Source organism: Paraburkholderia phymatum, assembly GCF_038900715.1.
Lineage (GTDB): Bacteria > Pseudomonadota > Gammaproteobacteria > Burkholderiales > Burkholderiaceae > Paraburkholderia > Paraburkholderia phymatum_A.
This window is the reverse complement of record NZ_JAYMRZ010000016.1, coordinates 35,942-58,654: the sequence shown is the minus strand read 5'-3', so window position 1 is coordinate 58,654 and position 22,713 is coordinate 35,942. Positions and strand designations below refer to the sequence as shown.

At 61.3% G+C, this 22,713-nt stretch carries 17 protein-coding genes and 1 pseudogene; 7 read left to right on the top strand and 11 right to left on the bottom strand.

The annotated features are described in order from the left end of the window. Positions 1 to 149: 149 nt before the first annotated feature. Both VSR68_RS26410 and VSR68_RS26405 read left to right on the top strand, forming a co-directional pair. Entirely contained in the window at positions 150 to 434 is a 285-nt protein-coding gene (locus VSR68_RS26410; RefSeq protein WP_342942661.1) for a hypothetical protein, read from the top strand. Positions 435 to 439: 5 nt separating this feature from the next. Next, on the top strand, positions 440 to 1,210 hold the full coding sequence (locus tag VSR68_RS26405; protein WP_342942660.1) for a PP2C family protein-serine/threonine phosphatase: 771 nt from the start codon (positions 440 to 442) through the stop codon (positions 1,208 to 1,210). Positions 1,211 to 1,254: 44 nt separating this feature from the next. Here VSR68_RS26405 and VSR68_RS26400 read toward each other — a convergent pair whose 3' ends face one another. The 9 genes and pseudogenes from VSR68_RS26400 to VSR68_RS26360 form a co-directional block, all read right to left on the bottom strand. After that, positions 1,255 to 2,598 (bottom strand): sigma-54 interaction domain-containing protein, encoded by a 1,344-nt coding sequence (locus VSR68_RS26400; RefSeq protein ID WP_428983590.1) that lies wholly within the window; start codon positions 2,596 to 2,598, stop codon positions 1,255 to 1,257. Further along, positions 2,598 to 5,654, bottom strand: a complete 3,057-nt coding sequence (locus tag VSR68_RS26395) for a peptidase domain-containing ABC transporter (RefSeq protein WP_342942658.1) — start codon at positions 5,652 to 5,654, stop codon at positions 2,598 to 2,600. Before VSR68_RS26395 ends, VSR68_RS26400 begins: the two co-directional genes overlap by 1 nt. A 35-nt stretch (positions 5,655 to 5,689) precedes the next feature. Continuing rightward, positions 5,690 to 6,442, bottom strand: coding sequence for a peptidylprolyl isomerase (locus VSR68_RS26390; RefSeq protein WP_342942657.1), 753 nt, complete (start codon positions 6,440 to 6,442; stop codon positions 5,690 to 5,692). 98 nt (positions 6,443 to 6,540) lie between these two features. Beyond that, entirely contained in the window at positions 6,541 to 7,914 is a 1,374-nt protein-coding gene (locus VSR68_RS26385; protein WP_090867578.1) for an HlyD family efflux transporter periplasmic adaptor subunit, read from the bottom strand. Beyond that, positions 7,895 to 10,469 (bottom strand): annotated as a pseudogene (locus tag VSR68_RS26380) (FHA domain-containing protein); the annotation flags it as partial. The pseudogene VSR68_RS26380 and the gene VSR68_RS26385, both read right to left, overlap by 20 nt. Positions 10,470 to 10,742: 273 nt before the next feature. After that, positions 10,743 to 12,215, bottom strand: coding sequence for an efflux transporter outer membrane subunit (locus VSR68_RS26375; RefSeq protein ID WP_428983594.1), 1,473 nt, complete (start codon positions 12,213 to 12,215; stop codon positions 10,743 to 10,745). Between the two features lie 287 nt (positions 12,216 to 12,502). Further along, on the bottom strand, positions 12,503 to 12,757 hold the full coding sequence (locus VSR68_RS26370) for a hypothetical protein (protein WP_342942654.1): 255 nt from the start codon (positions 12,755 to 12,757) through the stop codon (positions 12,503 to 12,505). 309 nt (positions 12,758 to 13,066) lie between these two features. Then, entirely contained in the window at positions 13,067 to 13,492 is a 426-nt protein-coding gene (locus VSR68_RS26365; protein ID WP_152755675.1) for a DUF4399 domain-containing protein, read from the bottom strand. Between the two features lie 61 nt (positions 13,493 to 13,553). Beyond that, positions 13,554 to 13,979: a DUF4399 domain-containing protein gene (locus VSR68_RS26360; RefSeq protein ID WP_342942653.1), complete on the bottom strand. Its 426-nt coding sequence runs from the start codon at positions 13,977 to 13,979 to the stop codon at positions 13,554 to 13,556. Positions 13,980 to 14,325: 346 nt separating this feature from the next. Between VSR68_RS26360 and VSR68_RS26355 the strand changes: the two genes are divergently transcribed. Next, positions 14,326 to 16,248, top strand: coding sequence for an SUMF1/EgtB/PvdO family nonheme iron enzyme (locus VSR68_RS26355; protein ID WP_342942652.1), 1,923 nt, complete (start codon positions 14,326 to 14,328; stop codon positions 16,246 to 16,248). A gap of 47 nt (positions 16,249 to 16,295) precedes the next feature. On the opposite strand, the gene VSR68_RS26350 is transcribed toward VSR68_RS26355, so the two are convergent. After that, a complete protein-coding gene (locus tag VSR68_RS26350; RefSeq protein WP_342942651.1) occupies positions 16,296 to 18,452 on the bottom strand; it encodes a serine/threonine protein kinase in 2,157 nt (718 codons plus the stop codon). Between the two features lie 154 nt (positions 18,453 to 18,606). Here VSR68_RS26350 and VSR68_RS26345 point away from each other — a divergent pair, with 154 nt between their 5' ends. The 4 genes from VSR68_RS26345 to VSR68_RS26330 all read left to right on the top strand — a co-directional run bounded on the left by VSR68_RS26345 (position 18,607) and on the right by VSR68_RS26330 (position 20,962). Continuing rightward, positions 18,607 to 18,867, top strand: a complete 261-nt coding sequence (locus VSR68_RS26345) for a hypothetical protein (RefSeq protein ID WP_342942650.1) — start codon at positions 18,607 to 18,609, stop codon at positions 18,865 to 18,867. Between the two features lie 38 nt (positions 18,868 to 18,905). After that, positions 18,906 to 19,130, top strand: coding sequence for a hypothetical protein (locus tag VSR68_RS26340; RefSeq protein ID WP_342942649.1), 225 nt, complete (start codon positions 18,906 to 18,908; stop codon positions 19,128 to 19,130). A gap of 351 nt (positions 19,131 to 19,481) precedes the next feature. Beyond that, positions 19,482 to 19,688 carry a hypothetical protein gene (locus VSR68_RS26335; protein WP_342942648.1) on the top strand — a complete coding sequence of 69 codons (207 nt, stop codon included), beginning with the start codon at positions 19,482 to 19,484 and terminating at the stop codon, positions 19,686 to 19,688. Between the two features lie 635 nt (positions 19,689 to 20,323). Then, on the top strand, positions 20,324 to 20,962 hold the full coding sequence (locus VSR68_RS26330; protein ID WP_342942647.1) for a YigZ family protein: 639 nt from the start codon (positions 20,324 to 20,326) through the stop codon (positions 20,960 to 20,962). 78 nt (positions 20,963 to 21,040) lie between these two features. On the opposite strand, the gene VSR68_RS26325 is transcribed toward VSR68_RS26330, so the two are convergent. Further along, positions 21,041 to 22,711: a GMC family oxidoreductase gene (locus tag VSR68_RS26325; RefSeq protein ID WP_342942646.1), complete on the bottom strand. Its 1,671-nt coding sequence runs from the start codon at positions 22,709 to 22,711 to the stop codon at positions 21,041 to 21,043. Positions 22,712 to 22,713: the final 2 nt, after the last annotated feature.

Below are 22,713 nucleotides of genomic sequence, written 5' to 3'. Positions count from 1 at the left end.
ATGGTCATCGCCATGCCGCGCCCAGCAACGATCGGCAGCAAAGCTCGCGCACGCAACGCAAACTGGCATAGGCCTTGCACCTTAGCTGGCATCACACATCATTCTCTGACTCGCGGCCTTGTGTTTGACGGCCGATCGGGAGACACGTCATGGCATCCATCAACATCAGCGACCTGCCCCTCAACCTCGCGCTCGATCGCAAGGCAATGTCCGCGATCAGCGGCGGCGGCGGCGCACCGTGGGTATTCGGCTGGATCACGCCGTTCGTCCAGAACACGCCGAGCGTCGGCCCCGTCGTGAACCTGTACGACGTCACGAACAACTTCTATGCTAACCAGATGATCAACCAGTTCCAGACGGTCAACGTCCAGAACACGGGCAACAACTCGGCCGTCATTACCGCTCCTGACGAACGAAGTCTGAACCGGGCTTAGATGCCGTGACCTGTATCAGTCAATTCCGGTGGGCGTCGGCGGCACGCTCCGACACCGGCCGCGTGCGCGAGATCAACGAGGACGCCTGCCTCGATGAGCCGCGACGCGGCCTTTGGGCCGTGGCCGACGGCATGGGCGGTCACGCGGTCGGCGATCTCGCGAGCCAGCTCGTCGTCGGCATACTCGGCCAGCTACCGGACGCAACGGGCATCAAGCAGTCCATCGCCCAGGCGCGCACGTGCCTGCAAGACGCGAACCGCCAGCTACGCGAAGAGGCAAGCCGCCGGCAGGTGCCGCGCATCGGCACCACCGTCGTCGTGCTGCTCGCATGCGACCGCTTCTGCGGCTACCTGTGGGCGGGCGACAGCCGCATCTATCTGCTGCGTGAAGGGCAGTTGCGCCAGCTGACGCGCGATCACAGCCAGGTGGAAGAGCTGCGCCGCTCCGGTTATCTGACCGATGAAGAAGCGCGCAATCATCCCGCGCACAACATCATTACGCGCGCGGTCGGCGCAACCGATCATCTCGATCTCGACGAAGACGCGCTCGAAGTCGCGGACGGCGACGTGTTCCTGCTATGCAGCGACGGCCTGAGCAACGAAGTGACGGACGAAGAGATTCACAAGACGCTCTCCTCTGTCGATTGCCTGCATGCCCCCGGTGAACTCGTCGATATGGCGCTGGCGCGTGGCGGCCGCGACAACATCACGGCCATCGTCGTGCAGGCGGAAGACCCGCATGCGTCTGACAAAACGCTGCTCAATCCGGCGCCCTGATACGACGCTTTGGTTTCGCTATTGCGTTGCGTCACTGCGTTGCGTCATTGCGTTTCGTCGTTCGCTTCCGTCTCGTCCTTGCGCGCATTGGCCTGCGCATGCTCGCGGCGAAAATCCTTCGAATGCAGCCCGTGCTTCTTCAGCAGCATCTGAAGATGCGAGCGGTTCATGTCGACGCGCCGCGCCAGTTCCGCCACCGTGCCGCCCACTTCCCGCAAGCCGCGCTGCAAGAAGGCCTTTTCGGCTTCGTCGCTGGCGGCGCGCTTCGCGTCGCTGAGCGACAGCAGATTCGTCACGCTCGCGGCGCCATTTGCCGTCTCGCTCGCCACGCCGGGTATCAACGAAGAAATCGGCGACGAAGGGCGCATATCCGTCGGCAAATGATCGACATCGGCGATATCGCCCGCGAGACACGAAATGCGGTACATCACGTTGCGCAATTCACGGATATTGCCCGGATACGAATAGGTCAGCAGAAAGTCCCTTAATTTAGGGGTTATTCTCACGGGACGGCGCTTGAGCACGCCTGCTGCCTCGTCGCCGAAGTACTGGATCAGCAGCGGAATTTCATCGCGCCGCTCGCGCAATGGCGGCAGCGTCACGTGGATGACGCTCAGCCGATAGAAAAGATCTTCGCGGAACGTGCCCTGCTCGCTCAGCTTGCGCAAGTTGCGGTTGGTCGCGGCGACGATGCGCGTATCGACGCCGATTGGCTCGTCGGAACCCACGCGCTGAATTTCATGCGCTTCGAGCACGCGCAGCAGTTTCACCTGTCCCGTCAACGGCAGCTCGCCGATTTCGTCGAGAAAGATCGTACCTGTATGCGCGCTTTCGAATTTGCCTTTGCGGTCGTTCGTCGCGCCCGTGAATGCGCCCTTGCGATGACCGAACAGTTCCGATTCAAGAAGGTTGTCCGGAATCGCGCCGCAGTTGACGGAGATAAACGGCTTGTCCGCGCGGCTGCCGTTCGCGTGAATGACCTTCGCCATCAGCTCCTTGCCGGTGCCGCTTTCGCCGTCGATCAAAACGGGCAGATCGGTCGGCGCGGCCTTCTCGGCGATTTCGAGCGCTTCAAGCAGCTTATGGTTATCGCCGAACGTGCCTTCGAAAATGAAGCTGCGCGCAAGCAGCGCCTGCCGCCGCGCGCCACGCGACTGGTCGCCGCGCAACGGCTCGACGACGGCCGCCTGCACGAAGCGCTCCTTGTGCGACATCTGCATCACTTCGTCGCGCAAGGAACTGGCCTGTTTCAGGATCTTTTCGATATCCGCGCGTTCGAGCCGCGACGACCAGCGCAGCGTCGAACGCAATATCTCGATCTTCTCGATCAATCCCGCGTATGAGAGGGCGGAACTGCTTTCTTCAGGTTGCTGGTCGAGTATCTTCATCACGCGCTCAACTGTTTCTGGACGAGCTGGTAGTACATGCCCTTCCGGTTGACCAGTTCCTCGTGACGCCCCTGCTCGACGATCGCGCCTTCGTACAGCACGAGGATCTTGTCCGCGCGCATGATCGTGCTCAGACGGTGCGCGATGATGACGGCCGTGCGTCCCTTGAGGATGTCGTGCATGTTGCTGAGGATATTGCTTTCCGATTGCGTATCGAGTGCCGACGTCGCTTCGTCGAATACGAGCAGACGCGGATCGTGATACAGCGCGCGCGCAATGCACAGACGCTGGATCTGTCCGCCCGACAAGCCGATGCCGCGCTCGCCGACGATCTGTTCGTAGCCGAGCGGCAGCTTGCTGATGAACGCATGCGCGTCGGCCATCTTCGCGACTTCTTCTATGCGCCGCCGGTCGGGCGTATCGTCGCCGCTCGCGATGTTCTCGGCAATCGTGCCCGAGAACAGCAGATTGCTCTGCATCACATAGCCGATCTGCGCGCGATAGAACGCCTTGTCGACCACGTTCATGTCATAACCGTCGACGGTCATCTTGCCGTCGCTCGGCGCGTAAAAGCCGACCAGCAGCTTCGCGAGCGTCGTCTTGCCCGAGCCGCTTCTTCCGACTATCGCGACGAGTTCGCCCGGCTTGATATCGAACGTGATGTTCTCGAGCACATACGCGCCTTCGTTTTCGCCGTAACGGAAATAGACGCCGTTCAGGCTGATCGCGCCTTGAAGGTCCGGCAGCATCACGCGTGAAGGCAGATCTTCCGGCTTCTGCTCCGGCTCGATGTCGAGCACGTCGCCGAGACGTTCCATCGCGACGCCCGCATCGTTCAGCATGCTCCACAAGCTGACGAGTCCCATCAGCGGCGTCAGCACGCTGCCCATGAACGCATTGAACGCGATCAACTGGCCAATCGTCATTTCACGCGCGAGCACGAGATTCGCGCCGACCCAGAGAATCGCGATCGTCGTCGCCGCGTTCAGCAACTGGCTGACGAAGCCGATCAGGATGTTGAACGCGTGCGCGCGGTACTGCACTTCAAGGGCTTTCGCGTACTTCTTTTCCCAGCGCAGACGCACGGGCCGCTCGATGCCCATGCCCTTCACCGTCTCGACGCCCGATAGCGCCTCCATCAGGAACGACTTCGAATCCGTTGCCGCCGAGAACGTTTCGCGCGCGTAGTTCTTGATCTTCGGCGTAGCGACAACCGTCAGAGCCGTGATGGGAATGACGAATGCAATCAGCACCATCGTCATCTTCGCGTTGTAGAAGAACATGATCGCGAAATAGATGAACACCATCAGCAGATTGAGCGCCGTCGTCACCGTCGATTCCGTCAGGAACGCGCGGATCGTCTGGTTCTCCTGGAAGCGCGCGAAAATGTCACCCGTCTTGCGCTTCGCGAAGAACGAGAACGGCAGCGACATCGTGTGCTTGAAGAACTGCGACATCATCGCGAAGTCCATGTTGCGAACCATGAAGTTCGACAGATACGCGCGAATCATCGACATCAGCTGCGAGAACACATTCGAAATGATCAGGCCGAGTATCAGCAGATGCAGCAGACTGATGTTCTGATGCACGATCACGCCATCGAGGATGTTCTGGATGATCAACGGCGGAATCACGCCCAGCACCTGAATCACGAACGTCGCGAGAAACAGGTGCATCAGTATCTTCTTGTACGGCGTCAGATACGCGACGAAGCGCAGCCACGGCGAGCGCGACGCCGACAGCTGCACGAGATTCGGCCCCGGCGTGAACAGCAGGCACGTGCCGCTCCAGCCGCGTTCGAAATCTTCGATATTCAGCTTGCGAAACCCCAGGGCGGGATCGGCGAGCCAGACGTGATCCTTCGACACGCCGTACACGATGATGTAGTGGTAGCCCTCCCAATGCACGATGAACGGCAGATCGAAGCCTCGCAGCGAATCGAACGTGCATTGCACGCCGCGCGCGGTAAAGCCCAGCGATTCGCCCGCGCGCGCGAGGCTGTCGAGCGTCGCGCCCTGTGTCGTCACGTTCGCGAGTTCGCGCAGCTTGCCGAGCGTCATCGGTATGCCGTAGTGCTTGCAGATCATCGCAAGGCACGCGGCGCCGCAATCCATTTCCTCCGCCTGCTCGACGAGCGCAAAGCGCTTGATCACCCGTTCGCCGAGTTCCGGCTTCGTATGCAAATCGAGCCGCAGCGGCAGCTTGCGCCGCTGTTCGATGCGCTTTTGCCGGTCAAGCTCGCGATCCGCGTATTTGATGCGCTCGTCGAGTACTTCGCGCAGTTTCGGATTGCGCTCGAGAATGAAATGCACCGTGCGCTCGGGAATGACGAGCAGCCGCGTATCGGTCATCGCAATCGCCGACGCCGCCTGCTCCTGCCGCATCAGGCAGGCCTTTTCGCCGAAGATCTCGCCGTCGCGCAGCGTCGCAAGCGTGTAGTCGTTGCCGTCCTCCTGGCGCACGATGCGCACTTCGCCTTGCCGCACCACATAGAGACGCCGGTCGTCGCGTCCGTCCTGCTTGAGGATCTCCTTGCCTGCGGTGACGCGCTTGACGCCGACGCTGCGCACGTATTCTTCGAGTTCCTGCTTGTTCAGCTTGCCGCGCAAATCGAATAGCTGCGCAACGAAGCCGCCCGCCGAATTGATCGCGACATAGCTCGCGACAAATGCGAGCGCGGCCTGATTGCCGCCGATGACGGGCTCGATCGCCGCGCGCGGAATGAACAGCAACTCCGTCTTGCCCGAAGAACGCACCGACGACTCGTGCACGTACGCGCGCAGCATCGCGATGTCGGCGAACACTTCGCCCGACTTGCGCACGCCCATGCTGATTTCCTTGCCGTGCTCTTCGGTGAAGATGCGCACCGAGCCCGACTTGATCAGGTAGAGACCGTCGGCGGGATCGCCCACGTTGCACACCGTTTCGCCAAACGAATAAAAGCGCGATTGCACGTGTTCCGCGAGACGGTCGAGTTCCTCGCGCGTGAACGGCGACAGGATCTCGACCGTCGACAGAAAGTCGGCAGCGGACGGCGTGGTTTGCGGTGCATCCATGATGCTCGTGGTCCCCGGCAGTAGCGCGCGTCAGCTCAGAGCGCTTCGATGATGTGTTCCTGGGCGCGCGTCATCAGCCACTCTTCGCGCAGCAGGCGTTTGATTTCCGACGCGACATCGGCGTCGAGCTCCGCCGGATATTTCGCCGTCACGGCAAAGATCTCGAAGCACGAACGGTCCGGCGAAGCGAAGGGCCCGAGCAGATCGCCGACTGCCGCGTTGAAGATCTTCGCTTCGATATCCGGCTTTAGCGAGCCGCGCAGCACCTTGCCGATCACACCGCCCGATATATTCGTATCCGCAATCGAATGCTCGCGGGCCATTTCCGCGAATGCGTCGGGATCGTCGTTCAGATACGAGATCATTTCCTTGGCCTTGCCTTCGTCGTCGAGAAGAATGTGGCTGATCTCGATCGCGTCGAACTTCGGCGAATTCATCGAGAAGTACTCTTCTATAGCGCCGTCGCTGCACACCTTGTCGAGCATCTTCTCCTGATACAGGCTGTCGGTGATGAACCCCTCGAACTCGTCGAGACTGACCTTGAGCGTGTCGAGGTACTGGTTCATGTCGGCCGCGCGATGCAGCCCACGCACGCGCCGGAACTGATCCGCGCGTTCCTGGATTTCGTCGGCATTCACCGTCACGCCATGCTTCTTTGCGGCATGCACGGTCAGCTTGTCGCGCACCATCTGCTCGATCAGGCTTTCGAACTGGCCCGTGAGCTTCAGCAGGCGTGTGAATTCGCCGACATCCACGACTTCATCATCGATTCGAACGATCGCGGTCATCTCGTCCGCTCCTCTAGTGGTGGCCCGAACGTACAGGCGGGCTGGCGGTTGTATGTTGACTACGGCTTGCGTTGCAGCGCGTCCAGATCGTGGCCGGCTTATCCGGCGAGTTGCCTGAACGGGTCCAGCCCCAGGTCGATCAGCCGCCGCTCGCGCACGACGATTTCGGCGCTTGCCGTCATCCCGTAACGCAGCGGATAGCGGTTCTCCGCGACCTGGTAGTAATTCTTGTCGAGCGACACGCGGCCTTCGTAGACAGGCTGCTTGTCCTGCGCCGAAGGTTTCGTCGCGGGCGAGATATACGCGAGCGTGCCGTTGATGAGCCCATAGCGCTGATACGGAAACGCGTTGAATTTCAGCTTGACGGGCATGCCTTCGTGCAGGAAAGCGCGGTCGCGCTCGGCGATCTCGATCTTCAGCACGGGGCGCGCATCCTTAGGCGCGATGCCGCCCAGCGGCGTGTTCGCCTGGATCTTGTCGCCCGTTTGCGTCGACGTGACATCCGTGATGACGCCCGATGTCGGCGCGAGGATCAGCAGGAAATTGTCCTTGTCGATGTTCTCGAAGCGAATGCGCGCGGCCGCATCGGCGACGAGGCGCGCCGTCTGCAATTGCAGGCGCAGTTTCTCTTCGGTGCTCGTGATTTCGCGAATCGCGGCGTCATATTGAAGCTGCAAGCTCGTTGCCTGCTGGCCGCTCGTTTCGAGTTGCGCATTGGCCTGTGCGTATTCGTGGCTCAGCTTGAAGTCGAGTTCCGTGAGCTTCGATTGCGCGACGCGATAGGCGTTGTCCGCTTCCAGATACGCATTGCGCTTCGCATCCACCTGCAGTTCGGCCACGCCGCCGCCGCCCGGCTGCGCGAAGAGGCGCGCGTACTTATCCGCCTCCTGGCGCGCGGCATCGCGCGTGCGGCGCGCATTGTCGAGCGTGCTGCGCGCTTCTTCGAGTTCCGCCTTCTGGCCTTCCGCGAGCTTGGTCGTGCCTTCGGAGATGCGGTTCTCGTGCAAACGCTCTTCCACTTCGAGTTGATCCTTGAGCGCGGCCGCTCTTCGTTCCATCAACTCCTTCTTTTGCGGAAACTCTTTCCATTCGCGCTCGGCATCTTCGAGTTTCAGTTGCGCCTGCAACGCATTGGTCGCCGCTTCGATCGCGCCGCGCGCGTTGATGCGCGCGAGCACGTCGCCCTTCGATACGGGCTGCCCTTCTGCGATATACAGATCGGTCAGTTCGCCGTCGATCGGCGCGTAAATGCGCCGCACGTCCGATTCCGGCGCGAGCATCCCTTGCGCCGTCACGATCACATCCGCGCGTCCGATGAACGACCACAACAGGCCCGCCACCACCAGCGCGACCAGCGTCAGCACGAGCGCCGTCGCAATGCGCACAGGCTCCGCGGTAAGGATCGCGATGCCCTCCGCACTGTGATCTTCGAGCGCTTCGTAAAGCGGCTTCGGATGATTGTCGCGCTTCACTCGTCAGTGCCTCCAATCAACGCGAGCTTGGACTTCAGCAAGCCAGGCTCGAGTACCATCCGCAATTCCTGCAACGAACGGCGCTGCAATTGCGTTTCCGCTTCGATGTCTTCGAGCAACTGATCGGAGCCGGCGGGCGGCGGCGCTTTCAATTGCGTATAGATCCGCATGCCCTGTTGCGCGGACGTATTCGCTTCCGAAAGCAGACGCGCCTGATTGCGAAAGCCTTCCGAAACGCCCGCTTCGAGACGTTGCGTGCCGCCGATCGAACCGTTCGCGCGATATTGCCGCCACAGCGTCTGCGCGCGGTTGATCGAGTCCTGCGCGCGAGCGAGCGCCCTGTCGCGCAGCGCGTCGACATCGGTTTTAATTGCGCGCACGTAGTACGCGTCCTCAACGGGGTCGAGGCTCGCGTAAAACGACAGCAGCTTGTCGTCGCGATTGCCCGCACCACGGCTTTTCTGCAAGTCCGCGAACTGATCGAGCACCGCCTTCTTGTGCGCGAGCTCCGCCGCGAGCACATCGGACCACGGGCCTGCGGGCATCGCCTGCAAGCCTGCCAGCGCCTGCTGGCTGTCGCCGCTCTGCCACGCGGCGCTCACGGCATCGTGCTTCGCAATCACTTCCGGCGACGGCAAGCGACTCGCGCTCAATTGCGTGTATTGCGCCTGAAACGGCGGCGTGCTGAAGCTCGCCTTCTTCATCAACGCGAGCAGCGGCGGCAGATGACGCGCCGTCATTTCGTTGAAGAGTTCCGTGTACTGCCGCAAATCCGCGCGCACCGCATCGAGTCCGGCGAGACGCGGATAGCGCTGTGCGTAGTCGTCGAGCACGGCCGTCAACGCGTTCGGCTTGTCGTGTCCCAGTTCTGTTGCGATGGTCGAATTGAGCCGCTCGATTGCGGCGAGGTACACCGAATCGTCGCTTTGCAGCTTGCGCAGATGGCTCATCGCAAGTGCATACGGCTCGGTAAATTCAGGCACATACGACGCGATGCGATCGAGTATCCGCTGATGCCCTTTCGCATCATCTTCCCAGCGCTTCAGCAGATCGCCGATGCGGCCTTCGTCGCTGTAGATGTGAATCGACGCATCGGGGCCGCCACGGCCCACGACGAAACGCTCGAGCTCGCCGACCCAGCGCAACTGGTCGATCAGCGACACGGCATCCGGGTTGCCCTCGCTCGATGTACGCATGCCTTCGACCAGCGCAGCCGCGCGGTCGAACTGCTTCGCGCGCAATGCGGCGAGCCAACCGGGCACGCGCGCTTTCATCAGCGCTTCGCTCCCGAGCGACCTGATCGAATCGCTGGCGGGATGATGCTGTAGATAAGACGTGGCGGAATGCGCCGCTTCTTCGTATTCGCCCGCCGCGAGCAGATTCTTCACTTCGCGCTCGGACGCACCGCGCATGTAGAGCGCAACGGCAATGCCGCCGATCACGATCAGCACGGCAAGGCCGCCCCAGCCGATGCGCCGCATCGTCGTGCGGTCGCCGCCCGCGAAGGTGCGCGTCAATTCGCTGAGCAGGAGTTGCCAGCGACGGCGCGGACGGCGCTGCGGCGTTTCCGTCGACTCTTCGGACGTCAACGGCGGTGAGTTCTCGTTGACTTCGTCTTCGCGCTGCAACGCGCGATCGACACAGAAGATGTCGAGAAACGAATGCGCCGCGCCGACGAACGTCGTCTTGTCGGGATCTTCCGCGGGCATCGCGGCGGCGGCAACGGGCGCGGGTGTATCGAAAGCAATGCGCGAAGCGACGGGCGAAGCAACGGGCGAAGCGGCGTCGGCGAACGGCGGCGTCATCTGCGTGACGGTCGGCTCGATTTCGAAGGACTTTTCGAGCGCAACCTGGTAGACGAAATGGTCGCCGCCGAATCCGATCACATCGCCGTTTCGCAGCGCGACAGCCGATTCGCCGAGGCGCTTTTGATTGACGAATGTGCCGTTCGTGCTGCCGAGATCTTCGATCCACGGCTCGCCGCTCTTCAGAAAAATATGCGCGTGACGCCGCGAAATGTAATTGACCTGATGCGGATAGCGGTCTTTATAGCGCGCGAACAGTTCGTCCGTCTTGCTGACAAGAAACGGAAATACAGGGATGTCGATCGCTTCGAGTCCCAGATCCGCACGCTCCGGCTTGAGCGTCACCGTCAGATGCTGAACGCCGCGCGCGGATGCGGAACTGAACGGACGCGGTTCGACGGCGACGCGATAACTCAATTCGCCGCCAAAGCACAGTTCGTCGCCTGCGCGTACACGCGCCGGCGTCTGACGCACGGCGTTGCCGTTCACCGTCGTGCCGTTCTTGCTGTCGAGATCCGCCACATAAACCGCGCCGTGCTCGCTAAAGATGCGCGCGTGACGCCGCGAAAGCTTCGTGACCAGCTCGCGCGAATACTCGGCAAAAGGCGGCTCGCTGCGGCCGATCGCGAACAGATCGTCGACGATGCGGATGGGGCCCAGGGACGGATGCGAGACGGGAAGCAGCAGGACGTCGAACTCTTTGTCCAGAGCCGCCCGCATCTCAGCAATCGGAGCTTCGCCGGGATTCATCTCTTTGCATCACCAAGCGTGGACAGCTGACGCACGAGCGTCAGGACAGAGCTTTCGACAGGCGCGGCGACCAGAGCGTATTCGACGCAGCCACCGTGTTGATAACCAATTCGGCAGCTAATCAGGAATTTTAAGTCACGCATGGTGTTAGTCAATTGTTGGTCCGGCTATTGCGGCCGCCATCAATCATCCGATTCGACGCAGTACTTTTAAGAACCGTGCCAGTGCTTGCCATTGGCGAGTACCCGTTCGTTGCGGGATCGATTGCCGCGCTCACTGCTTGACTTGCGCTTCCACATTCACGGCCGGCCAGCCGCCGCCGAGTGCCTTGTAAAGCAGTACCGTGTCCGACAGTATTTGCTGATGATTCGTCAGTACATCGAGTTGCGCCTGAAGCAGCGTGCGCTCCGTTTCGAATACTTCCAGTTGCGAAACCACACCCTCGCGCAATTGCGACTCGATCTGTTGCGCAACCACGCTAAGACGCTGCACTTCCTGTTGCAATTCCACTCGCTGCTGCTTGTGCGCATCCAGGCTGACCAGCGCATTCTCGACTTCTTCGAATGCCGCCATCACCGTTTGCCGGTACTGCTGTTCGGCGACGGCCATTTGCGCTTCCGTCGTCTTCACGTGAGCGCGCACGCCCGGATCGAGCAGCGGAATGTTGATGCTCGGCATCAGGCCGAACGTGAACGACTTCAGCAGCTCGGACAGCGCAAAGCTTGCCGTGCCGCCGTGCGCCGTCAGGCTGACAGTCGGCAATTGCGCGAGCTTCGCTTCGCCGACGAAGTCGTAGCCTTCGAGCACGCGCAGTTCCGCCGCGACGACGTCGGGCCGGCGCGACAGCAATTGCGAAGGCAGGCCGCCCGGCACAGGCGGCAGTTGCACGCGCTGCTGCAAATGACCGACAGGCACCGTGAATTCGCCGGCGGGCACGCCGATCAGCGTGCACAGCGCGTTGTTCGCGAGACTGCGCGAGCGGCGCAGATCGATCAGATCCTTCGTTAGACGATTCACCTCCGCCTGCTGACGAAGAACCTGCGTCTTCGGAATGAGGCCGTTGCGATTCATGCCGTCGAAGATCGAGAGAATCTGCTTGTTCTCGTCGACCATTTTTTGCTGCGCTTCCATCTGGTCGTCGAACTGGAGAATCTGGAAATACGTGGTCGCCACGTTCGACACCAGTTCCAGATAGCCCGCGCGCCAGTCCGCTTCCGTCGCGTGGAATTCGGCCTTTTGCGCCTGCACGCCCTTTTCGACTTTGCCCCAGATGTCGATGTCCCAGTTCACCTGGGCAGCGACGTTGTACTGCTTGGTAAACGGCTGGCCCGTGACCTTTTGAAAATTGGCGCCCGCGCCGAGATCGGCCGTCGGCAGCGCTCCCGCTTTCGCTTCGCCGATCTGCGCACCGGCGACATCGATGCGCGCGGCAAGTACCTTGATGTCGAAGTTGCCTTGAATCGCCTTGTCGATCAGCGTGTTCAGATACGGGTCCTGGAAGCCCTTCCACCAGTCGGGCACGATGGTATCGGCGGGCGAGACGAGCGAGCCTGTCTTGTCCGACCACGACGCCTTGGCGGGCGTATCGGGACGCTTGTAGTCAGGCTGGTGAACGTCGACGCAACCGGCAAGCAGCGCCGCGCAGATGGCGGTGGATGCGATTGCGCGAACGGCGATGGCGATACGGCTTTTCGGTGCTTCGTCGCGGTTGTCCGCGTGAACGCTGGCGGACGAACCCCGTTGCATGCAGCAGGCGACGAACGAATCAGGCAACGCAGACACGATATTCTCCGATCTTTCCCGGCTCTACTGCACGTGCAAAGCGCGCCATTCAAGTAAAGCACGTCCGGCGCGGCATCACTATGAATGTCGGCGGATTTCGTTCGGCGTGGAGTTCGTGCGGTGACGCGGCGGTCTTGTGAAAAGGACGATTACGTTTTCGATCTTTTTGACGGCGGTGACGACGTCGTGAGTGCGAGCGCCTGGCCATCCGAGGCGGCCGGTCCGGACAGCCTCGAATGCGCGCGCGAACGTCAGTTCATGACGATGCTGTTTCCGGCCGTCATCATCGGAATGATCTGCGTCGTCGAGTTGCTGTTGCCGCCGACGTTCGTGATATTCATCTGTTGCTGAACGAATTGCGGCGCGTTGATCGTCTTGCTGTTGTCGAACAGGAACGACAGGCTCGGGAACAACGGATTGGCAAGATAGCCGCCGCGGACGGACTTCAGTGCTTCGCTGTCGAGTTCTTCGGCAACGGACAGGTCTTTGATGATCAGTGCGCTCATGACAGTTCTCCCATGAGAAAAGCGAAGGGTTCGCGAGGTATTCGGTTTGGTGCTTCAAGCATCTTGTCTGCTCGAACCTCACTCATGCATGGGCTGTGCCAATTGCATCGCGTGTGCGTCGAAAAACCTTCAGAGCCTTGCTCGCATTGCACTGCCTGTCAAAACGCCTCCGCGCATACGAATCGCGCATGCATTCATCTGCCGCGCAGGTGACGCAGCGCGGCAGACATTCACAGCGAAACTGTTGGGTCGAAAGGAACAGCACAAAGTACTCAATTTATTGAGCGATTATTGAGCACACCCGTTCGTTCACTTCGCAATCACGGTGATCTTTTTCGAGTAGACGGGCGGATTGTGCGGAACGTGATTCTCGTCGCCCATCAGCAATTGAAGCGTGTGCTTGCCGGGCGGCAACTCGATCATCGTCTCGGTTTCCCCCGCGCCGAAATGCAGATGCTGGCGATCGGAAGGAATCCCCTGATCCATCGGCGGCAGGTCAGTGTCGATCAGCAGATGGTGGTGGCCCGTGTTCGGGTACTTGACGCCCTTCGGCGCGACGCCCATGTACCGCAAGCCGAACCACACGCGAAAAGGCTTGTTGGCAGGCACGACCTGTCCATTGTTCGGATAGCCGATATACGCGTATGCATCTTTTGGCGCAGGCGTCGGCCCGGCAAAGGCGATATTCAATGAAGCGAGAGCGGCAAGCGCCGCGGCGGCAACGATCCTGATCATGGCTGCTGTTCTCCGTCTTGCGCGCATTGCACCGGCCCGCCGGCGCTGTGGCGGCGCGTGCTCACTTCACGATGATGGTGATCTTCTTCGAATAGACGGGCGGATTGTGCGGAACGTGGTTGTGATCGCCTAGCAGCAATTGCAGCGTGTGCTTGCCGGGCGGCAACTCGATGCGCGCATCCGTTTCCCCTGCGCCGAAATGCAGGTGCTGGCGATCGGAGGGAATCTCCTGATCCATCGGCGGCAGGTCCGTATCGATCAGCAGATGGTGATGTCCTGTATTCGGAACATTCACGCCCTTAGGACACACGCCCATATTGCGCAAGCCCATTCGCACCCAGAGCTTGCCGCCCGTAATGACGGTGCCGTCCGAAGGCCAGATGATGTACTCCTCGGCTCCGGGCGGCGACGGCGTCGGTCCCGCGAATACCTGTGCCGAAGCGAGAAAGAGCGCGCCGAAAATCGCCAGCCTTATTCTTCTTTGCATTGCGCATTCTCCCAGGGAGGGTCAGTGCTGCTTGCTTCCGCTTTAGCTTAGGACGTAACTTGTCAAAAAGATACGCCACGCTCGTTAACGTTCTGACGTTTCGAATCGCGTGCTATCGTTGAAGAGGGTGGTCCATGCAAAAGCAATGCGTCGCGCACGCGACGCCCCGCGCACACGCACTATCCAGAATGGCTGCATGCTTCGCCGTCGATTGCAATGCGGCGAACGGCTGTCGTTCTCATTGTGCGCTGGGCCCCTCCGGCTGGTCCCGCCGGTTCGTCCATAGCGAGGTTCCTTCCAGAACTTCCAGAACTTCCAGAACTTCCAGAACAAACAGGATCTGAAAATGTGGCGAAAACTTCTGCTGGTCTGCATCATCGGGGCACTCCAGATGCAAGCAGCCGCCGCGCAAACGCTACCGCGCGAAGCAGGCGCTGCCGCTCCACGCATCGCGATGGATGATGCCGTTACAGATTCGGTCGAAGGCGCCGGGCGCAAGGTTGCGCTCGTGATCGGCAATGCGGATTACCCCGTCGATGCGCTGCCGAACGCCGTGCGCGATGCGCAAAGCGTCGCTGAAACGTTGCGCGCTCAAGGCTTCGATGTCGTGCTGCGCACGAACGCGACAACGCAACAGATGCGCGACGCGCTCGCCGAGTTTCGCCACCGCTTGAAGCCGGGCGGCACTGCCCTGTTCTATTTCGCCGGACACGGATTGCAGGCGGGGCACTCGACGCTGCTCGCTTCCGCCAGCGCCGACCCGCGCGCGCCCGCGACCTTGATGACAGCAAGCGTCGATCTGTCGGGCGTGCTCGATACGCTCTCCGCGCCGCGCGCGCATGCGCTCAATCTGGTGGTGCTCGATGCGTGCCTCACGCAACCGTTCGCGCGGTCTGTCGCGGCGATTCCGTTGCCCGCGCAAACGCTCATTGCCTTCGCGGCCGAGCAGGGCGAACACGCCGCCGACGGAACGCGTCACGGCATCTTTACCGACACATGGTTGCGCGAACTGGCCCACGCACCCGATCAGCCACTCGACTCGATGTTTGCTCACGTCACGCTACGCGTGACCCAGGCGACGCACGGCATGCAGAAACCGTGGGCCGTCTCGTCGATGACGAAACCTGCGCGCGTCTTTGCATCGCATACCTTGACGCTAGCCTTGGATGATTCGCCGAATGCAATCGTCACGTTGAATAGCCGGGGCATTTTGCCGAAGGACAGCAACGAGCAATATGAACTGACGTTCTGGGATTCGATCAAGGACAGCAATTACGCGAGCGATTATGAAGCGTATCTGAAGGCCTATCCGAACGGCCGCTTCGCGACGCTCGCGAGGGCACGCATCGACCGGCTCAAGGCAGCGGGATCGGCGACGCCGCCTGCCACGCACGCGGCGCCTGCTCCTTCGCCGGCGCCCGCCCCTGCACCGGCGCCGAAGGCTGCCGTAACGCCTGCGCCGGCCTCAACGCCCGCTCCTGCACCGAAAGCCGCAGCAGCACCTGCACCCGCCGCGCCTGCCGCGCCGACGCCTGCGCCCGCGCACGCCGCGACGGGTGGCGAAAGCAAGGACTGCGCGGCATGTCCCGTCATGGTGTCGCTGCCCGCAGGCTCGTTCACGATGGGCAGCAATTACGACCCATCGGAGAAACCGCCGCATCACGTGACAATCTCCGCGCCGTTCGCGATCGCCAGATATGAGGTGACGGTCGAGCAATGGAACGCGTGCGCGGATGCCAACGGATGCCCGAAGCTGTCAACTGAAAACAGCTCCGTAAAGAATGCACCCGCGCGCGATCTCAGCTGGGACGATACGCAGGCCTACGTGAAATGGCTGAGCAAGGTAACGGGCAAGACCTATCGGCTACCGACGGAAGCCGAATGGGAATACGCGGACCGCGCGGGCACGTCGACGAAGTACTGGTGGGGCGATCAGATGCGCAAAGGCGTAGCGAACTGCAAGGACTGCGGCGACCCCTATCACAAGGAAGCGCCAGAACCTGTCGGCTCATATGCGGCGAATCCGTATGGACTGTACGACATGAACGGCGGCGTCTGGGAATGGGTCGGCGACTGCTGGCATAACTCATACCAGAACGCGCCGGCCGACGGACGCACATGGGATGCCCCCGGCTGCAACATGCGCGTGATTCGCGGCGGCTCGTGGCGCGAAGGCAACGACTACATGTTGAGCTCGACACGCTTCAAGTACAGCCCGAGCGTGCGCCAGTCGCAAAACGGCTTTCGTGTCGTCAAAGAACTCAAGTGATCTGAAAGCCGCGCGCATTAAGCGGAATACGCGCGCGCTCTTTACTTTTAATTCGGCCTCGGCCTGCTGTTGATCTGCGCGATATCGGCGACGATTCGGTCCTGCCCGTATCTCGCCGCAAGCTGCTTGAGCCGCGCATCGAGAGCGCGCAAATAGTCCGCGCGCGACTCGCTTTCGGGACGCGGGGCATCGAATAGCGGCGCGGGCGTGACCAGCAGGACAACCAGCTCTTCGCCGAACGGCTTCGAAACGACCCACTCGCCGCCGTTGCCGATCGTCGCCGCGTAGTGCGGCGGCGCCTGATTACCCTTTGCGCGCGGCCCCGGCACCATGTGTACTACCGTGCCGTCGAGTACGTAATAGTCGATGTTCACATACGAGTCGTAACCCGGCGTCGTCACATCGACGACGAGAGGATCGCCTTCCGTCAGCACGCCATTCGGCATGCGTGCCTTTAGCGAACTGATGTGGCCCACCAGCCAGTTATGCGACCAGTAAGGACCGAGTTCCTTCAGGATGTCGCACTTGTCGTTGCTCACGTGATGCACGTCGACTTTCGTCGATGCCACGCCCGGCAATGTCGCAAGGCGCTCGTTGACTTGCGCCTCGCCTTGCTGCGGCACGAATCCGCGCACCTCTACCGCGCGATCCTGAACGGAAGCGGCCAGCGCGGAGCACGGCAGTGATGCGAGCACCGACGTAACGGCGGCGAGCGTCGGCGGCGGGGGCGTGGTGGGTGTTTGCGGCGCAGGCGCGGAGGCCACGGACGCGGTGGACGGCTGTGCAGGTGTGACGGGTGCAACAGGCGTAGCGGACGTTGGCGACACGGCCGCGCTCTGCGCAGACGGCGCGCCTGTCTCGGGCACGGCCGACGCCTGCTGTGCGTCGTTCTCGTGCTCCAGGTTCTGCGACGCGCGATAGAAGTACAACGCGCCCGCCGCTGCGCAAGCGAGCGCGAGACCCGCGACGCCGGACTTCACCAGCATCCCTGTGCGGTCGGGGCTGTGCGTCGTCGACTTCGACCCGGACGGGCGATCCTGCGCGCCGAACTCTTCGACGAAGCGCGACACGGTCGGCGTGCGCGCCTTGCGATCGAACGCCAGCGCCGAGCGCAGCGCGCGCCATTGACGGTTGCCCAGATTCTCCGGCCGCTGCGGCTGGCGATTCGCCGCGCGCGCCTGAGTCGCCGACATGCGCTCGAACGGATGGCGTCCCGTCAAAAGCTCATACGTAATGCAACCGAGCGCGTAGATGTCGTCGCGCGGATCGGGCTCGAGATGCTCGAGCATTTCCGGGCTCGCATACGCGGGCGTCAACGCGCCGAGGCTGGCCGGATCGAATACGGTCGCGTCGCTCTCTTCTTCGGGGCGCTGAAAGACGCGCGCAATGCCGAAGTCGATCACCTTGACTTCGCCTGTATCCGTGAGAAAAACATTCGCGGGCTTGAAATCGCAATGCACGAAGCCGCGTTCATGCGCATACGCGAGCGCGTTCGACATACCGCGCACGATCGGCAGCGCGGACTGTACGGGCATGCCCTTGAAATCCGGCGTGCGCAGGATCTGGCTCAATGGCTTGCCGGACAGGTACTCCATCGTCAGATAAACGATCGGTCCCTCTCGATCGAAATCGTAAACGGTGACGATATTGCGGTGCGCGAGTACCTGTGCCTTGCGCGCCTCGCGCTGCAATGCAATCAGCGACTTCGGATTGCCGCGGAACTGCGTATTAAGCACCTTGATCGCGAGATAGGGCTTGCGGTCGGACGCTTCGAGCTTGCGCAGATCGAGTGCCTTGTACACGGTGCCCATGCCGCCCACGCCCAGGCACTCTTCGAGAACGAAGCGGTTGTTCAGCGTATCGCCCGTGCCCTTCACCTGATCGAGGCCGGACAGCACGGAGGACGTATCGGCGTTCCTCGTGGGCGGCGTCGCGATAAGGCGCTCCGGCACCGTCTGCACACGCGTTTCCTCACCGCCCGCCGCGGCAAGATTCGACACCGGCATCTGCTCGATCCGGCGGCGCACTTCCGCGTAGAGATCAGGAGGCAGAGGCTTCCTGGTGTGCGCTTCGCCAAGTATTTCGAGCAGACGAGCCGAACCGAGACCTTCCGTCGTCAGCGTGCTGTCGAGTTGAGCGACAAACGCGTCGTGCGTGAGCGCGCCGCTCTGAAAGTCCCGAATCACGTGCGCAAGGCTAGCCATGTGTTCAAAGCGCTGCAGCTCTCGTTGGCCGAAGAAATTCCCTGTCGTAACCAATTACATTTGCTCGTTCGATAGTAGTTCGCACGTATGCCTTTCGCAAACCAGGATTGGCCCGTGACACACGCACGGCACGGTCGTGCGCCTGGCATGGCCTATGCGTCGATTGATGCGCCGGGTAGAGATCGTGCGCACGGCGCGAACGGCGCGGCCGCCGTTCATGTTCGACAACAGCAAGACGGTCGATGCCCCGCAGCTTGTAAACGATGCGACGAATACGGGCGCCGTGCTTCTCGCTTTACTGTTCTCCTCGCTTCGTTCGCATTGCTCGCTAGCCCACATCGTATCGAGCCTGAATTACCTATACTGGTTGTTCGAGCCCTACGCGTTGCCGCCACTGATCGAAGCGCGCCTTTGATCGCGATGGCATCACGCGATATTTTTTCTGGAACTGCCATGCCCAAGCTCGTCATCAAGGATCTCTCCGAAAGCGTCGAACTCGATCGCGCCGCCATGACGGCCATCGTCGGCGGCGCAAGAACGGGGGGACGCTTCTTTGGCGTCACCGCGCAAGCACTGCCCGCCGCGACGCGCGTAGTCGACTATCCCGCAGGATTCCCGACGGCCGCACGTCAACCCGTCGACGAACGTATACCGCCGCAAAGCCTTTTGCGCAAATAGCGGTAGCGCTCCCGTCCATTTGTTCACCTGTACCTTCTCTCCGTATGCGGCTACGCGGCGGCATACGGAGCGCATTCGTTCGCGCGTGAACACGCAGCATTCATCGACACGTCGCGTTCATTCCAACAACCGTCCACGCGCGCTGGTGTGGTCGACGCCAACAGATTTTCGCCGACACGACGGCCAACCGGTGATAGACGCGTGAGCACCGTCCGATATTCCCTTGCGCACAGGCGCTTTGCAACGCGCAATGTGCGTTACCCCTCACAGGGCCGCTAAATCGGCATACGCGTTGCGGAACAGGAAGCGAGCGCTGAATCGTGCTCGTCTATCCGCACCGGGAGAATTGCCATGAAAGCCACTGTCGTAGTGAAAGACCTGTCCCCATCCACCACCCGCGATCGCAAGGAAACCGCACTGACGCCCGAGAAGATGAAAAGCATTGTGGGCGGACGAAGCGTTGCCGTGACCGTCGATGGCACGCGTAGCGGCACAGTCGACGACTGGGCAATCGACACCGCTATTTTCGAGGGGCGTATCAAAGGATCGATGATTTGAGGGTTCTTATCTGATGTTTGCTTTTGGGTGTCTGCAGAGCCAAGCCCCTGTGTTCCTGAATGAGGCAGAGGGGCGGCTTTGCGCGGATTGAACGCCTTGACGATCTTTTTCGAACCAATCGTGCATCCGTGCTAGATATATGCGCTTATCCGCTCGCGTTGTGGGGCACGGGAAGGGAACTGGACGCGACGAAGATGGACCCGTTTCAATTTTCCCGTGCTGACTCAATGCCGGCGACAACATCGAATGGAATGACTTTGACGACTACACGATGAAATCACGCGTCCAACTGATCACCATACTGGCAATCGTCAGCGCACTGCTTTCCGCTTGTGGGATTTTCGGTTGCGCGGGCGCCGGCAGTAACTACGGTTACGCTGCCGGTTGCACGGCGGGAACACGATTCTAGTGTCGGCTTTCGACGACATTCACCACGTCGAAAGGGAAGAACAGACGGATCACCGGATGAGGAGTCCGGCATCGCTCCAGCCAGAGCTAGATCCGTCATGCGATGCATTATCGGCTCGTGCTGCCGTCGCGTCATCACGCAAGTGAGCAAGAGACTCTTTCCGCATGCGTCAAAATGCGCGCAGCGAGTCCCCTAAATAACAGCCCGCGCTCGCACATCCGTTAATATGTCGGACGCACCCGCGCCTTTAAATCACCGTTCGCAACCTGCTTTGCCGACCTTTACGCTGCCCTCGACGCTTCACGCGGAACTCGAAATCCGCAAAAGCCGCTTCATTGCCTACGCGATTCCCGTGGCCGACCGCGACGCCGCGATGGAAGAATTGCAGCGCCTGCGCGCGGAGCACCCCGCTGCCACGCACGTATGCTGGGCACTTCTCGCGGGCGGCCAGTCCGGCATGTCCGATGACGGCGAACCTTCCGGCACGGCAGGCCGCCCGATACTCGAAGTGCTTCGCCACCACGATCTCGACGGCGTGCTGGCCGCCGTCGTGCGCTACTACGGCGGTGTGAAGCTGGGCGCGGGCGGCCTCGTGCGCGCCTACACCGACGCCATCGCAACGGCACTGCAGGAAGCGCCGCGCGTCGAGCGGATTGCGCTCGCGTCGCTGAGCGTCGAAATCGGCTATCCCGACGAAGCACGCGTGCGCCGCTGGATCGAACAGGAAAATCACACGCTCGAATCGAGCACCTATGGCATGAGCGTGCAATTGACGATACGCATGCCCATCACCGCCATCGACGCCGCGCGCGAAGCGCTGCGCGACATGACGCAAGGCCGCGCGGGCTTTCCCGAAGACGTCTGAGTGCGATTCGCGAGAGCAAAAACAAAGCGGCCGCGCACAGGAAAGCAATTCCGTACACGCGGCCGCTAGCCTCTTCAATTACGCCTGGTGCGCGGCAACCATCGCCTTTTCCGCTTCGCGCACTTGCGCGCCACCCGCTTGAGCGTCTTCGAGAATCATCTCCGCAGCTTTTTCCGCGACCATCATCGTCGGCGCATTGATATTGCCCGACGTGATGTTCGGGAAGATCGACGCATCGACGATGCGCAAGCCCGATATGCGATGCACGCGCAAACGCTCGTCGACCACCGAGGTCCCGTCATCGGGCCCCATCGCGCACGACCCGCACAGGTGATAGATCGAGCCGGACTGCTCGCGGAAGTACTGCAAAAAGCCCGCGCGATCGTTCACCTGCGGCCCCGGCGAAATCTCTTCGACGGTGATGCCCTTGAGCGCCCGCGTCGACATGATCTTGCGCACGAGTTCGCTACCCTGAATGGCCTCGTCGATGTCCTTTTGCGTCGTCAGCGCGTTGATGCGAATCTTCGCGGGATCTTCAGCGCGATTCGACGCGATCTGGATCGAGCCACGGCTCGTCGGGCGGCATGGATTGAAGCACAGCAGAAAGCCCGAGTACGGTTCCGGTTCGAGGCTCGCCTTGTTGCTCTTTGGAATGCGATAAGAGAGCGGATTGAAATAGAGCTGGAAGTTCGGCAATGCCTCGTTCTCGCTGCCTTTGAAAAAGCCGCCGGACTGATTCACGCTCATCGCGAGCGGCCCCTTGCGCGTCAACATGTACTGCAAGCCGAGCTTGATCTTGCCGATGAGCGGCCGCATTTCGTCATTCAGCGTCTTCACGTTTGCGCGGTAATAGAAGCTCACGCAAAGATGATCCTGAAGGTTCTGCCCGACGGCAGGCAGATCATGCACGAGCGGAATGCGATGCTGTTCGAGCAGCGCCCGGTCGCCGACACCCGACAATTGCAGCAGCTTCGGCGTATCGACCGCCCCGGCCGACAGAATCACTTCGCGCTTCGCAGTGAATTGACGCGTGCTGCCGTTCTGCTTTACGACGACGCCCGTCGCCCGCCGGTTCGCATCGAACAGTACCCGCGTGACGAGTACTTCTCGCTCGACGGTCAGATTGCTTCGGTTCAACACTGGGTGCAGGTACTCGAAACTGCTCGACGAGCGCTGGCCATGGCGCGTATTAACGTCGTAAATGCCCGCGCCTTCGAATTGCGCGCCGTTGAAGTCGTCGGTGCGTCGATAGCCCGCCTGCTCGCAGCCCTTGAGGAACACATGGCAGATGGGATGCACGGCGTCCTTCATCGGCGAAATGCTGATCGGTCCATTCGCGCCGTGATACTCGGTGTCGCCGAGCGGATGCGATTCGAGCTTGCGGAAATACGGCAGCACGTCGCGATACGACCAGCCCTTGTTGCCCGCTTGCGCCCAGTCGTCGTAATCGCGCGCCTGGCCGCGCACGTAGATCATCGCGTTGATCGAGCCGGAGCCGCCCTGCACTTTTCCGCGCGGACAATACAGCGAGCGGTTGTCGAGTTCCTTCTCAGGCTCGCTGTAGTACATCCAGTTATACGTTTCGTTGTAGTACGTCTTCGTGAAGCCAACCGGAATCTTGAACCAGAACGAATCGTCCGCGCGCCCCGCTTCCAGCAATAGCACCGAGTACTCGCCCGATGCCGACAGGCGGTTCGCGAGAATGCAGCCCGCAGATCCCGCTCCGACAATGATGTAGTCGTAATTCATGC